This window comes from Novosphingobium sp. 1529 (assembly GCF_040544855.1).
In the GTDB taxonomy this organism is placed as follows: domain Bacteria; phylum Pseudomonadota; class Alphaproteobacteria; order Sphingomonadales; family Sphingomonadaceae; genus Novosphingobium; species Novosphingobium capsulatum.
This window is the reverse complement of record NZ_JBEPKW010000010.1, coordinates 136353-149849: the sequence shown is the minus strand read 5'-3', so window position 1 is coordinate 149849 and position 13497 is coordinate 136353. Positions and strand designations below refer to the sequence as shown.

At 66.1% G+C, this 13497-nt stretch carries 15 protein-coding genes; 10 read left to right on the top strand and 5 right to left on the bottom strand.

The window, feature by feature from the left end:
• Nucleotides 1–53 precede the first annotated feature (53 nt).
• The 9 genes from aroA (at nucleotide 54) to ABIC78_RS17055 (ending at nucleotide 7063) form a co-directional block, all read left to right on the top strand.
• A complete protein-coding gene (gene aroA, locus ABIC78_RS17095) occupies nucleotides 54–1379 on the top strand; it encodes a 3-phosphoshikimate 1-carboxyvinyltransferase (protein WP_354490994.1) in 1326 nt (441 codons plus the stop codon).
• Complete coding sequence (locus ABIC78_RS17090) at nucleotides 1376–1651, top strand: CBU_0592 family membrane protein (RefSeq protein WP_022675693.1); 276 nt, start codon at nucleotides 1376–1378, stop codon at nucleotides 1649–1651. Before aroA ends, ABIC78_RS17090 begins: the two co-directional genes overlap by 4 nt.
• On the top strand, nucleotides 1648–2274 hold the full coding sequence (locus tag ABIC78_RS17085; protein WP_354490961.1) for a (d)CMP kinase: 627 nt from the start codon (nucleotides 1648–1650) through the stop codon (nucleotides 2272–2274). The genes ABIC78_RS17090 and ABIC78_RS17085 overlap by 4 nt, the downstream gene beginning before the upstream one ends.
• A 99-nt stretch (nucleotides 2275–2373) precedes the next feature.
• Nucleotides 2374–2799, top strand: coding sequence for a PilZ domain-containing protein (locus ABIC78_RS17080; protein WP_022674844.1), 426 nt, complete (start codon nucleotides 2374–2376; stop codon nucleotides 2797–2799).
• 159 nt (nucleotides 2800–2958) lie between these two features.
• The gene (locus tag ABIC78_RS17075; protein ID WP_354490959.1) at nucleotides 2959–4119 is read left to right on the top strand and encodes an acyltransferase family protein; all 1161 of its coding nucleotides are present in this window, start codon (nucleotides 2959–2961) and stop codon (nucleotides 4117–4119) included.
• 143 nt (nucleotides 4120–4262) lie between these two features.
• The gene (gene rpsF, locus ABIC78_RS17070) at nucleotides 4263–4625 is read left to right on the top strand and encodes a 30S ribosomal protein S6 (protein ID WP_022674842.1); all 363 of its coding nucleotides are present in this window, start codon (nucleotides 4263–4265) and stop codon (nucleotides 4623–4625) included.
• Nucleotides 4626–4628: 3 nt separating this feature from the next.
• On the top strand, nucleotides 4629–4853 hold the full coding sequence (gene rpsR, locus ABIC78_RS17065) for a 30S ribosomal protein S18 (RefSeq protein ID WP_011445073.1): 225 nt from the start codon (nucleotides 4629–4631) through the stop codon (nucleotides 4851–4853).
• 12 nt (nucleotides 4854–4865) lie between these two features.
• Nucleotides 4866–5459: a 50S ribosomal protein L9 gene (gene rplI / locus ABIC78_RS17060; RefSeq protein WP_354490956.1), complete on the top strand. Its 594-nt coding sequence runs from the start codon at nucleotides 4866–4868 to the stop codon at nucleotides 5457–5459.
• A 140-nt stretch (nucleotides 5460–5599) separates the two neighbouring features.
• Nucleotides 5600–7063 carry an AMP nucleosidase gene (locus tag ABIC78_RS17055; RefSeq protein ID WP_082208963.1) on the top strand — a complete coding sequence of 488 codons (1464 nt, stop codon included), beginning with the start codon at nucleotides 5600–5602 and terminating at the stop codon, nucleotides 7061–7063.
• 129 nt (nucleotides 7064–7192) lie between these two features.
• Here the strand turns inward: ABIC78_RS17055 and ABIC78_RS17050 are convergent, their stop codons facing one another.
• The 4 genes from ABIC78_RS17050 to ABIC78_RS17035 all read right to left on the bottom strand — a co-directional run bounded on the left by ABIC78_RS17050 (nucleotide 7193) and on the right by ABIC78_RS17035 (nucleotide 11394).
• Nucleotides 7193–7714: a YbjN domain-containing protein gene (locus ABIC78_RS17050; protein ID WP_168352853.1), complete on the bottom strand. Its 522-nt coding sequence runs from the start codon at nucleotides 7712–7714 to the stop codon at nucleotides 7193–7195.
• Between the two features lie 190 nt (nucleotides 7715–7904).
• Nucleotides 7905–9740: a M2 family metallopeptidase gene (locus tag ABIC78_RS17045; protein ID WP_354490954.1), complete on the bottom strand. Its 1836-nt coding sequence runs from the start codon at nucleotides 9738–9740 to the stop codon at nucleotides 7905–7907.
• A gap of 80 nt (nucleotides 9741–9820) precedes the next feature.
• Nucleotides 9821–10594: an alpha/beta fold hydrolase gene (locus ABIC78_RS17040; protein ID WP_354490952.1), complete on the bottom strand. Its 774-nt coding sequence runs from the start codon at nucleotides 10592–10594 to the stop codon at nucleotides 9821–9823.
• Nucleotides 10594–11394 carry a sulfite exporter TauE/SafE family protein gene (locus ABIC78_RS17035; RefSeq protein ID WP_022674836.1) on the bottom strand — a complete coding sequence of 267 codons (801 nt, stop codon included), beginning with the start codon at nucleotides 11392–11394 and terminating at the stop codon, nucleotides 10594–10596. Before ABIC78_RS17035 ends, ABIC78_RS17040 begins: the two co-directional genes overlap by 1 nt.
• Nucleotides 11395–11691: 297 nt before the next feature.
• Here ABIC78_RS17035 and ABIC78_RS17030 point away from each other — a divergent pair, with 297 nt between their 5' ends.
• Nucleotides 11692–12354 carry a hypothetical protein gene (locus ABIC78_RS17030; RefSeq protein ID WP_168352849.1) on the top strand — a complete coding sequence of 221 codons (663 nt, stop codon included), beginning with the start codon at nucleotides 11692–11694 and terminating at the stop codon, nucleotides 12352–12354.
• An 80-nt stretch (nucleotides 12355–12434) separates the two neighbouring features.
• Here ABIC78_RS17030 and ABIC78_RS17025 read toward each other — a convergent pair whose 3' ends face one another.
• Nucleotides 12435–13460, bottom strand: a complete 1026-nt coding sequence (locus tag ABIC78_RS17025; protein ID WP_054132743.1) for an aspartate-semialdehyde dehydrogenase — start codon at nucleotides 13458–13460, stop codon at nucleotides 12435–12437.
• Nucleotides 13461–13497 lie beyond the last annotated feature (37 nt).

Here is a 13497-nt window from a genome sequence, read left to right as displayed (position 1 = left end):
TTTGCCATTCTGGAAAGACCGAGCCCGTGAGCAGCCATTCCGATCCCGCCCTGATGCGCCCCCGCCGCTTTTCTGCCCAGGGGCCTCTCAAGGGCCGGATTCGCGTGCCCGGTGACAAGTCGATCAGCCATCGCTCGATCATGCTGGGCGCGCTGGCCGTGGGGGAAACCCGCGTGACCGGCCTGCTCGAAGGCGAAGACGTGCTTTCGACGGCCGCGGCCATGCGCGCCATGGGCGCCACGATCGAACGCCAGGCCAATGGCGATTGGCTGGTCGCGGGCGTGGGCGTGGGTGGGCTGCTGCAACCGGCCGGCGCGCTCGACATGGGCAACTCGGGCACCTCCACCCGCCTGCTGATGGGGCTGGTCGCCAGCCATCCGATCACCGCCTGCTTCGTGGGCGATGGCAGCCTGTCCAAGCGGCCGATGGGCCGGGTGATCGATCCGCTCAGCCAGGTGGGCGCGCGCTTCACCGCCTATCCCGGCGGGCGCCTGCCGCTGATCGTGGAAGGTGCGGCCACGCCGGTGCCGCTTAGCTATCGCCTGCCGGTCGCCTCGGCCCAGGTGAAAAGCGCGGTGCTGCTCGCCGGACTCAACACGCCAGGCATTACCACGGTGATCGAGCCGATCCCGACGCGCGATCATTCCGAGCGCATGCTAAAGGGCTTTGGCGCCGATCTGTCGGTCGAGATCGCCAGCGACGGCGCGCGGGTCATCCGCCTGGTGGGTGAGGCCGAGCTCAAGCCGCAGGCGATCACCGTGCCGGGCGATCCCTCGTCGGCCGCGTTCTTTGTCGTGGCCGCACTAATCGTGCCGGGTTCCGACCTGGTGATCGAGAATGTCGGCCTCAATCCCACCCGCGCCGCGCTGTTCGACGTGCTGCGCCTGATGGGCGGCAGCATCGAGGAAATCGATCGCCGCGACGTGGGCGGAGAGCCGGTGGCCGATCTGCGCGTGCGCGCCTCTGCCCTCACCGGCATCGATGTCGATCCCGCCGTGGTGCCCAGCATGGTCGATGAATTCCCCGTACTGTTCGTGGCCGCCGCCCATGCCCAGGGCCGCACGATCACGCGCGGGCTGGAAGAGCTGCGTGTGAAGGAGTCCGACCGCATCACCGTCATGCGCGTGGCGCTGGAACTGGCCGGCGCACGCGTCACCGAAACCGAAGACGGCATGATCATCGATGGCACCGGCGGCGCCCCGCTGCCCGGCACGCCGGCTGATGCCAGCGTGGCCACGCATCTGGATCACCGCATCGCCATGTCGATGGCGGTGGCGGGCCTGGCCAGCGCCAATGGCGTGGGCATCGACGATACCCGCCCGATCGCCACGAGCTTCCCGGTGTTCGAACAGTTGATCGCCACGGCCACCGCCGCATGACGCTATCGCCGCTTTTCGCCAATATCTGCGGCTTCATCGGCATGGCCTGCATCATCCTGGCCTATGGCTACACCACCCGCGAGGGCGCGCATGGCCGACGGCCCAATCCGTTCGTGCAGCACGGCACCAATCTGGCCGGTGCCGCACTGCTGACCGTGTCGCTGATGGTCAACCTCAACCCCGCCTCGCTGGTGCTGGAAGGGTTCTGGTCGGCCATCGCGCTGTGGGGCCTGGGCAAGGCACTGCACGACAGAAGGAACAAGGCGCGATGATCATCGCCATCGATGGCCCCACTGCATCGGGCAAGGGCACGATCGCCCGCGCGCTGGCCGCCCATTTCGGGCTGCCGCACCTCGATACCGGGCTGCTCTATCGCGCGGTCGGCCGCCAGGTGGCGCTGCAGGGCGGCAACCCCGATGATCCGGCCGATGCCCTGGCCGCCACGGCCTTTCCCGAAAGCCTGCTGGCCGATCCCGATCTGCGCTCGGAAGCGACCGGGGGCCTGGCCAGCCGCGTCTCGATCCACCCGGCGGTGCGCGCCGCCTTGCTTGAGCGGCAGCAGGCCTTTGCCAACCAGCCGGGCGGCGCGGTGCTCGATGGGCGCGACATCGCCACGGTGATTGCCCCGCACGCCGATGCCAAGCTTTACGTGACCGCCAGCGTGGCCTCGCGCGCGCTGCGCCGCTGGGCGGAAATGACCGGCCAGGGCCGCACCGTCTCCCGCGAAGAGATCGAGGCAGACCTGGCCGCGCGCGACGCACGGGACGCCGGCCGCGCCACTGCGCCGCTGCGCCAGGCGCCGGGCGCCGCCTTGCTCGACACCTCGGCCCTGGGGCGCGAAACCGCCGTGGCGGCCGCCATTGCGCTGGTGGAAAAGCAGCTCGCCGCGCGCTGATCCTTGCGCGGTTCGCGAGGTAATCTGCGCGGGCGGCTGAAACCTGCCCGGCATCCGCCGTTCTTCCCGGTCAAAGGCATTTGGCCAGTGGAGAACACCATGTTTCGCAAGCAGGAATTGGATGCAACCGGCCCGCGCGAAGGCGGCCCCGGCATGCCGCCCACGCCCGGCGCGAACAGCGCAGAGGCGCGCCGCTTCCCCCGCATCGGCGTGGAACTGCCCGTGCGCGTCAAGCATGGGCTGGTGCGGGCCACCGTCATGCTCAAAGATCTGACGCCCTATGGCGCGCGGATCGAGGGACTCGAAAAGCAGCGCATCGGTGAGCCGATCATGCTGATGCTGCCCGGCCTCAAGCCCAAGCTGGCGTTCATCGCGTGGTCCGAACCGATGACCTCGGGCCTGGAATTCGACCACCCGCTGCATGAAGACGTGTTTGCCACGCTGATCAGCGATTTTGCCGTGGGCCATCACCGCCGCATGGCGCTGGGCCGCCCGACCAAGCCCAGCATCCGCGACGCCGCCTGACCTTTGGCACGCACAGCCCTGGTGCCTGCCCTGATTGCCGCGCAAGACTGGCAATTGGCCGCAGCACGCGGCTTGGCCATGGACGCGGGCGCGCGGCGGGGTTACGGGGCTGGCCATGCGCCCTGCCCTGCCGCCTGCTGACCTGAACGCCCCGTCTTGATGCAGCAACGCCTCCATCATCTCGATGCGGCGCGCGCGGTCCTGCTCCTGCTGGGCATTCCCTTTCACGTCGGCACCACCGCCACGATGATCCTGTCGCCGGGCTTTCCCGCCTGGATGGCCAATCCGGTGCTGGGGGTGGGCCTGTCGTTCATCCATTCCTTCCGCATGTCAGCCTTCTTCATCCTGGCCGGCTATTTCTCCGGCATGGCCAGCGCCCGGCGCGGGCGGCGGTCATGGCTGGGCGATCGGATGATGCGCGTGGCGCTGCCGCTGGTGGCCAGCATCGCCAGCCTGGCGGTGATCCAGTATCACCTCAAAGTCATGCTCTCGGCCGCCTGGGCGCCGGGGCTCTATGGCTGGCCACTGGCGTTCGAACACCTGTGGTTCCTGATCGTGCTGCTGGCCTTCATATTTACCTATGCGCTCCGCCCACGCCGCGCCGTCGTGCCCGATGGCGTGTGGCGGCCGCTGCTGGGCCTGGATCGCGGCACCTGGCCGATCCCGCTGCTAGCGCTCGCCGCCTGGGGCGCTGGCCTTGCCTGGGGCGCGCAGGTGCTGGGCCTGCAAGACAACGAGGCGGTGTTCGAGCAGGAACTGCTGCTGCGCTATGGCCAGTATCTGCCCGCATTCGTGATCGGCGCGCTAGGCTGGCGGCTCAAGCTGGGCAGCCAGCTGTTCGCATTCGAGGGGCGTTGGCCCTGGTTCGCGGCGCCGCCATTGATGCTGGGGCATTTCCTGCTCGATCCGCTGGTGCGCCCGCATCTGGGCTGGGACGGTGATCCCGCACCCGCCCTGCGCATCGTGGATGGCGCCCTGGCCTGCGCGCTCACTTATGCCATGTCGCTGATCGTGTTCCGCCTTTTGGCGCACCTGTTCGATCGGCCCAGCCGCACCGTCTCGTTCCTGGTGGACGGCGCCATGGCGATCTATCTGTTTCACATGATCGTGGCGATGCTGGTGATCCTGGGGCTGGCAAAGCTGGGCGCGGCGGACTGGCCCTTTCCCACCATGCAGTGGGCCGCGCTTTCGGCGCTGGTGCTGGGCCTGTCGATCCTGATGTTCCTGGTGGTGCGGCGCATTCCGCTGCTCGCCGTGGTCTTTGGCGGGCAGCGCCTGGCCCCACGCACGCGCGGCGATGCCTCCGCCAAAACAGGCTGAATGGCTTGCATTCCGGCCCAGAAGGGCTAAGGGCCACCTCTCTTGCGCGCGAATCGCCGCAGGAAGCACGAAGAAAGCCGGAGGGGCCCCGCAATCCCGCGGACAAGCCAGCGATCGGTTAGACTAGATAAAGGACGCGAAGCATGCCGCTTTACGAGCATGTGTTTCTGGCGCGCCAGGATCTGAGCCAGGCTCAGGTCGATGCGCTTGCCGCTACCGCCACCGAAATCGTGGAATCGAACCAGGGCAAGGTCACCAAGACCGAAACCTGGGGCCTGCGCTCGCTGGCCTACAAGATCCAGAAGAACCGCAAGGCGCACTTCGTGATGCTCAACATCGAAGCCCCCGCGGGCGTCGTGGCCGAGCTGGAACGCCAGACCGCGATCAACGAAGACGTCATCCGCTACATGACCGTGCGCGTGGAAGAACACGAAGCCGGCCCGTCGGTGATGATGCGCAAGAACGACCGCGAACGCAGCCGTCGTCGCGAACGCGAAGGGGAATAAGCCATGGCTCGTCCGTTTTTCCGCCGTCGCAAGAGCTGCCCGTTCTCGGGCAAGAACGCTCCGAAGATCGACTACAAGGATGTGCGCCTGCTCCAGGGCTTCATGTCCGAACGTGGCAAGATCGTCCCGTCGCGCATCACCGCCGTTTCGGCGAAGAAGCAGCGTGAGCTGAGCCAGGCGATCAAGCGCGCCCGGCACATCGGCCTCCTGCCCTACATCGTGAAGTAAGGAGCGCCAGCCATGCAGATCATCCTGCTCGAGCGCATCGAAAAGCTCGGCCACATCGGCGATGAAGTTTCCGTCAAGGACGGTTACGCCCGCAATTTCCTTCTTCCCAACAAGAAGGCCCTGCGCGCCAACGAAGCCAACCGCAAGGTCTTCGAAGCCAACCGCGCCCGCATCGAAGCTGAAAACGCGGCGCGCCGCGAAGAAGCCAAGGGCGAAGCCGGCTCGGTCGAAGGCAAGGAAGTGGTGCTCATCCGCGCTTCGTCCAACTCTGGCCAGCTCTATGGTTCGGTCTCGGTGCGCGACATCGTCGACGCCCTGGTTGCCGATGGCGCCAAGGTTTCCAAGTCGATGATCGTGCTCGAACGCCCGATCAAGACCATCGGCCTGTTCGACGTGCGCGTTTCGCTGCACCCCGAAGTGTCGGTCAACGTCAAGGTGAACGTCGCCCGTTCGCCTGACGAAGCCGAACTGCAGTCGAAGGGTGTCGACGTGATCGACGCCATGTTCGAAGGCGACACCGGCGGTTTCACCGAAGACTACGATCCCAATGCCGAACCGGGCGAAATCCCGGCCGACCTGCTCGACGAGGGCGAGGCGCAAGCCTGATCCCGTCGTTGCCGGCATTGGCAGCAAACAGAAAAGGCGCTCCCTCACCGGGGCGCCTTTTTTGCTGGGCGACAGGCCGACCTGCCACGGCCAGCTGCTGCTGCCCTTGCGCTGTCATCGTGCTGCGCTACATCGAAGGCATGAACGCAAGCGACATTTTCACCGCCACCTCTCCTGCTGCCATCATTGCCGAACTCGCCGCCCGCCATGAAGCGGCCTGCGCCCGGCTGCGCGGCGATATCACCCGCTATATCGCCGATGGCACCCTGCCCGATCCGGCCGTGCGCCAGAACGGCGCCTATTGCTATCCCGAGCTGCGCTTGCACTTTGCCGGGGTCAGCCATGGCACCGCCGCCGGCCGCGCCTTTGGCCGCCTGACACGGCCGGGCAGCTATGCCACCACGATCACCCGGCCCGCGCTGTTTGCCGATTACCTGGAAGAGCAGCTGGGCCTGCTGATGGTGGACTATGAGGTGACGCTGGAAGTGGCGACCTCGGCCCAGGAAATCCCCTTTCCCTATGTGGTCGATGGCAGCCTGGGTTTTGGCTCGGTCTCGCCCAACGACTTGGCCAAGCATTTCCCCACCACCGACCTCGCCCATATCGGCGACGAGATCGCCGATGCGCTGGATGCCAGTCTCGATGGCGGGGCGGGCGCGGCGCCGCTGGCGCTGTTCGACGGCCTGCGCACCGATTTCAGCCTAGCCCGCCTGGCGCACTACACCGGCACCAACCCGGCCGATTTTCAGCGCTATATCCTGTTCACCAACTATCACCGCTATGTCGATGAATTCGTCGATTGGGCCGGGCGCCAGCTGGGCCAGGATGAATTCGTCGCACTGACCGGCGCGGGTGGCCTGGCGCTCGATGCGGCCACGCCCCACGCGCGCGAGCGGCTGTCTGATACCGCCTGGCGTCGCCACCAGATGCCGGCCTATCACCTGATCCGCCCGGATCGCTCGGGCATCACCCTGGTCAACATCGGCGTCGGCCCCTCCAACGCCAAGACGATCTGCGATCACCTGGCCGTGCTGCGCCCCGAAGCCTGGCTGATGATCGGCCACTGCGGCGGCCTGCGCCCCACACAGAAGATCGGCGACTATGTGCTGGCCCATGCCTATCTGCGCGATGATCACGTGCTGGATGACGTGTTGCCGCCCGAAATCCCAGTGCCGGCCATCGCCGAAGTGCAGGTGGCGCTGGCCCAGGCCGCCGAAGTGGTCAGCGGCAGCGGCGGGGCAGACCTCAAGACGCGCATGCGCACCGGCACGATCGTGACCACCGACGATCGCAACTGGGAACTGCGCTATGCCCATTCCGCCCGCCGCCTCAGCCTGAGCCGCGCTGTCGGGATCGACATGGAAAGCGCCACGATCGCCGCGCAAGGCTATCGCTTCCGCGTGCCCTATGGCACGCTGCTGTGCGTGTCGGACAAGCCGCTGCACGGCGAGATCAAGCTGCCCGGCCAGGCCAACCGCTTTTACGAAGAAGCGATTGCCGCCCACCTGGAAATCGGCACCACCGCCTGCGCCCTGCTCCGCGCCGAGGGCGACCGCCTGCACAGCCGCAAGCTGCGCGCGTTCAACGAGCCGCCGTTCCGGTGATATTACGCCCCTGCACACTCCCGACGTCACCCCGGACTTGATCCGGGGTCCAGCTTTCCTTCCACGCTGAGCTTGATGTGAAGAAGCGGGATCCCGGATCAAGTCCGGGATGACGGAGGACTGTAGCCGTCAGCGCGCCGCGCTGGCCAGCTGCGGATGGCCGGATGCGGGGAACACCTCGCTGCCGATCGAATCGAGCGCCATGCGATAGGATTTGACCACCATGGCAAACACCGAGGTATCAATCCCGCTGCCGGTGATCACGTCCCATGACACGGTGACAGACTTGTCTGCCGCCACCGAGACCGCGCCAAAGCGGTTGGCGTTGACGAAAGCCACGGCCTTTTCCGCGTCAAACGGGCGTTCGGGGTGAAAGCTGCTGGAAAACTGCAGCGACTGGCAGGCGCCGTGCGTCACCTCGTTGCAGTCATAGAACACCACTTGCGAACGCCAGCCGCCGATTTCGGCCGTGACCAGCGGATCGCCCGAGGAATCCTGCCCTAGCGTGGCGACATAGCCCTGCGCCTTGAGCGCGGTGACCACGCTGGCGGGCGTCATGGCCGAAACGGTTTCCGCCTGGGCGCTGGGCGCCGTGGCGAGCAGGATGCCGCCAACAACAGCGCAAGCAATGGCGGGAAGTTTGATTTCCATCCCCAGCATCCTCAACATGTGTGTTCTGTTTTGTTGAGCAAAGCGTCTCATACCTGCCGGGGCGTGGCAAGCGCGTAAATTCACCCTGTGAAATCCATGGCTTGCGCTGCACCGCACGCAAAAAGAGGCCGGATTCACCCAGGAATCCGGCCTCTTGCCTGGCTTTATGCGCCCTGCTGCGACGCGGGATTTACCAGCCGCAGTCCGCGCCCGCGTTCTGCTTCTTCAGCCACGCGGTGAGCGGCGCGAAATAGCGCAGCATCGCCCCGCCGCTCATCTCGCGCGTGCCGGTGAACACCTGCAGCGCATCGGGCCAGGGCTTGGACGCGCCCATCTTGAGCATGGCATCGAGCTTGGCCCCGACCTTGGGATTGCCATAGAAGCTGCAACGGTGCAGCGGGCCCTTCCAGCCGGCTTCCTTGCAGGCCGCTTCATAGAACTGGAACTGCAGGATGCGCGCCAGGAAATAGCGGGTATAGGGCACGCCCGCCGGCACGTGGTACTTCGCCCCCGGATCAAAGGCATCAGCCCCGCGCGGCCCCGGTGGCACCACGCCCTGGTAGGACAGGCGCATCTCGTTCCACGCCTTTTCATAATCGGCCGGCGCGATCTGGCCCGAGAACACGCCCCAGCGCCAGCGATCGATCAGCAGGCCGAACGGCAGGAACGCCACCTTGTCCATCGCCTGGCGCAGCAGCAGGCCGATATCCTTGTCAGGGCCGGGCACCTTGGACGGATCGAGCAGGCCAAGCTTCACCAGGTAATCGGGCGTGATCGACAGCGCCATGGTATCGCCGATCGCCTCGTGGAAGCCGTCGTTGGCGCCTTCCATGTACCAGCGTGAAGGCTGCTGGTTGTAGGCGCGCTGATAGAAATTGTGGCCGAGTTCGTGGTGGATGGTCACGAAATCCGAGGCATCGACCTTGATGCACATCTTGATGCGCAGGTCATCGACATTGTCGAGATCCCAGGCCGAGGCATGGCAAACCACATCGCGGTCACGCGGCTTGGTGAACTGCGAGCGCTGCCAGAACGTGGCGGGCAGCGGCTGGAAACCGAGCGAGGTGTAGAAGCCCTCCCCGGTCTTGACCATCTTGAGCGGGTCATAGCCCTTGTCCTTGAGCAGGCCGGTCAGGTCATAGCCGATGTCGCCTGCACCCTGCGGGGCGACCACATCGTAAATGCCGCCCCATTCCTGCGCCCACATATTGCCCAGCAGATCGGCGCGGATCGGGCCCTTGTTGGGCTGCACCGCGTCACCATACTTGGCATTGAGCTTGCCGCGCACATAGCAGTGCAGCTGCTGGTAGAGCGGGCGCACTTCGCCCCAGACCTTTTCGGTCATCGCGGCGAACTGGTCGGGCGTCATGTCATAATTGGCGCGCCACAGCGCACCGGTGTCAGGATAGCCCAGCTCGCGCGCGCCGGCGTTGGCGATCTCGACCATCTTGGCATAGTCAGCCTTCATCGGCGTGCCGACGCTGTCGTGCCACGACAGCCACATTTCCTTGAGTTCATCCGGGTTGCGATCGGTGGCCATGGCCTCTTCGATATCGCTGCCGTTGATCGGCTGACCGCGCAGGGTGCCGTGGCCCTTGCCGTAAAGGCCCTGGATGCGCGCCTGCAGCGCGGCGAATTCCTCGGCCGCGCCGGGGGTGGATGGCGCCGGGCTGGTGATCTGGGTGCGGATCATCGTCAGCTTGCGCAGGGTTTCGGGCGACAGGCCCGGCACCTTGGCAAATTCGGCGGCCTGCTTGGCCTGCGCCACCTGCAGCTTGCTCATCGTCGCGCCGGCATCGGCGGTGATCTGGGCAGTATCGTCGGTGATATAGGTCTCATAGACCCATTCGGCGCGGCCCGAGGTGACCGTCTGATCGGCATAGGCCTTGTCAGCCTGGGCCAGCCAGGCATCGACCGTGGCCGGGGTGGCAGCAGACGGCGCCGCTGTGGTGGGTGCGGCGGCAAGCGCCGCAGGCGCGGTCAGCGTGGCCGCCACCAGCGCGAGGGTGGAAACAAGGGACTTCATCTTGGGGGCACTCCCTGAACCGGTCCGCCACGCGCGCGGCGTGGCCATTGCCGGTGGGGTGCCGCCCAAACGGGCTCAGGTCAAGCCGAGGCGGTCAAAAATGAAACCAGTTCCGCGCCCAGTTCGGGCCGCGTGACACAGCCCATGTGCGTGCCGGGAATGGTGGCGCGCCGTGCGTTGGGCAAGGCGGCCGCCAGATTGTCGGCCGAGCCGTTGTCGTTGTCCTGATCGCCGCACAAGACCAGCGTGGGCATGGTGATCGCGGCCAGCGCCTGGGGATCGGTATCCTCCATCGCGCCCAGCAACTGGCGCACGGCGGCGCGATCGATTCCGCTGCTCTTGAGGAACTGCTGCGAAAGATAGGCCGGATCGCCATGGCGGATCGTGCCGAAGCGATCGATCACGTCGCGAAAGAAGGCCAGGCGCTGGTTCCAGCCGGCTAGTCCTTCCAGCCCCATCCCGGCCAGCACCAGCCGGCGCGGTGTCAGCCGTTGCAACGGCGGCGCGGCGATCACGCTGCGTGTCGCAGTGCGGGCGCCAAGCGAAAATCCGACCAGATCGAAATCGACCAGGCCCAGGTGGGTCACCAGCGCCTGGGCATCGCGGGCCAAGACATCAGACGGATAGGCTTTTGCCGCATGCGGCGCCGCGCTTTGCCCATGGGCGCGCAGATCGGGCATCAGGCAGCGAAAACCGGCTGCGGCCAGCTGCGCCGCCGTGCCGAACTTGATCCAGTTGATCTCGGCCGAGGAAAACAGCCCGTGCAGCAGGATGACCGGGCGCCCGGTCCCCATTTCATGCAGCGCCAGGCGGGCGCCATCGAAACCGTCGAAAAACGTGGTGGTCTTTTCCATCAGGTCAGCAACTTGATCCCGGATATGAACAGAACGGCGGCCAGCGCCGGCCGCAGGATACGGTCGGGCGCGCGGGTCGACAACAGGCTGCCGATGATCACCCCGGGGATAGAGCCAAGCAGCAGCGCCACGAGCAGCGCCAGATTGACGTCGCCGATGATCCAGTGGCCAAAGCCGGCCACCATGGTCAGCGGCACGGCATGGGCGATATCGGTGCCGACGATGCGCGAAATCCGCAAGGTGGGATAGAGCATGAGCAGCGCAGTCACGCCGATCGCCCCTGCCCCCACCGACGAGATCGAGACCAGCACGCCCAGCACGACGCCCAGCAGCACGGTCGCCCAGACTGGCTTGGCCTCGTCAGCGGTGCCCAGGCCCACCTGCGTTGCGTCGACATGGCGGACCATCGCCACGATCCGCTTTTGAAACAGCGTGGCGATCGAGGTGAGGATCAACATTACCCCGAGAACCAGCAGGATGGTGTGGCTGGTGTGCCCGCCCACCTTGCCCGCCCACGACAGCACGACCAGCGCGGCAATCGCTGCGGGCACGCTGCCTGCGGCCAGGCGCGCCATGATTGGCCAATCGATCGTGTTGCGCTTGCCGTGCACGGTGGAGCCGACCACCTTGGTCAGCGAGGCAAACAGCAGATCGGTGCCCACCGCCGTGCCGGGGTTGATCCCGAAGATCAGCACCAGGATCGGGGTCATCAGCGACCCGCCGCCAACACCCGTCAGGCCCACGAGAATGCCAACCAGCAGGCCGGCAACCGCGTGAAGGGCATCGAAGTGTGCGAACATTGTCCCTCCGGCGACGTGCAAAGACCAACCTGGCCCTTGACGGCGGCCATACTGGCGTGGGGTGCGCTTCGGCAATGCCTATAGCGCCAATCTCTAGTTTCGGGGTTGGCATTCTTTCTTTTGCGCAGGCCCAGCGCAACCCCGCATCACTCGCTTTGCCGCACAGCAGGCACACCTCTGCGCCAAACCGCATCGCGTTGACGATGAACCGAAAGCGCGGCGGAACGCAAACGCGCCGCTTGCGGTTCCCCCTGCCAACACGGCCGCACACGGCCATCCCATAGTGGAGATCGTTCGATGACCAAGACCAAGCTCGTCGCGCCGCTGCTGGCGGCCACTGCCATGATCGCCGGTTTCTCGGCCCCCGCCCATGCCACCGGCAAGGCCGAACGCGCCCGCCAGGCGATTGCCGCCGCGCAGGCCAAGATCGATACCGCCGAACAGCTCGGCACCGCCGAATTCCGCCCGGGCGAAACCGCGCAGGCCAAGGCAGCGCTGGCCCACGCCCAGGAAAATCTGTCGGCCGGCCACAAGCCGGAAGCGATCGATGACGCCATCCACGCCTCGGCCCTTGCCGATACGGCGATTGGCATGATGCAGAAGCACAAGGCCGAGATGGCCGCGCGCCAGTCGGCTGCAGCCGTCGCCAACGCGCAGGCCCAGGCCGATGCCGCGCAGCAGCAGGCCGATGCCGCCAACGCCCGCGCCGATGTCGCCACCGCTGCCGCGCAGTCCTCAGCCGCTGACGCCGCCGCTGCCCGTCAGGCCGCTGCCGTGGCGCTGACCACGCCGCAGCCCGCGCCGGCCACGGTGGAAACCACTGTCACCACCCAGGGCGCAGCCCGCGCGCCGGTGAAGAAGGTCACGGTTCGCAAGGTGGCCCGCCGCACCACGCATACCCCGGTGCGCACGGCTTCCGCCGCCAGCACGGTAACCACCACCACCCGCGTCACGCAGTAATCTGCGTAGCCACAAACAAAAAGGCCCCGGTATCCAGCGCGGATACCGGGGCCTTTTCTATACCCAAAAGGTGTGCGAGCTCACCCCTTCTTGAGGTGGCGACGGCCCAGCAGTTCGGCAATCTGCACGGCGTTGAGCGCCGCGCCCTTGCGCAGGTTGTCAGACACGCACCACAGCGACAGGCCGTTGTCGACGGTGGAGTCTTCGCGCACGCGCGAAACGTAGGTGGCATAATCGCCCACGCATTCCACCGGCGTGACATAGCCGCCGTCCTCGCGCTTATCGACCAGCATCACGCCCGGCGCTTCGCGCAGCAGGTCCTGGGCTTCGACGGCCGAGATTTCGTCCTCGAATTCCAGGTTGATCGCTTCGGAGTGGCCGATGAACACCGGCACGCGCACGCAGGTTGCCGTGACCTTGACCTTGGGATCAAGGATCTTCTTGGTTTCGGCCACCATCTTCCACTCTTCCTTGGTCGAACCATCATCCAGGAAGCTGTCGATGTGCGGGATCACGTTGAAGGCGATCTGCTTGGTGAACTTCTTGGGTTCGACCTGATCGCCCACGAAGATCGCGCGGCTCTGCTCGAACAGTTCGTCCATGCCTTCCTTGCCGGCGCCCGACACCGACTGATAGGTGGCCACAACCACGCGCTTGATCTTGGCCTTGTCGTGCAGCGGCTTGAGCGCCACGACCATCTGCGCGGTGGAGCAGTTGGGGTTGGCGATGATGTTGCGCGCCTTGTACCCGTCGATCGCATCGGGGTTCACTTCGGGCACGATCAGCGGCACGTCCGGGTCCATGCGATAGAGCGACGAGTTGTCGATCACCACGCAGCCCTGCGATGCGGCCTTGGGCGCATAGATCTTGGTCGGCGCCGAGCCTGCGGCGAACAGCGCGATATCCCAGCCAGTGAAGTCGAAATGCTCGACGTTCTGCACCTTGAGCTTCTTGCCGGTTTCACCGAAATCGATCTCGCTGCCCTGCGAGCGCGAAGAGGCCAGCACGGCGATCTCGTCGATCGGGAATTCGCGCTCGGCCAGGATGTTGAGCATCTCACGGCCAACATTGCCCGTCGCACCCACCACTACAACCCGATAACCCATGATACCTGTCACTCCCTTGCGGGCGCCTTGCGCGCGC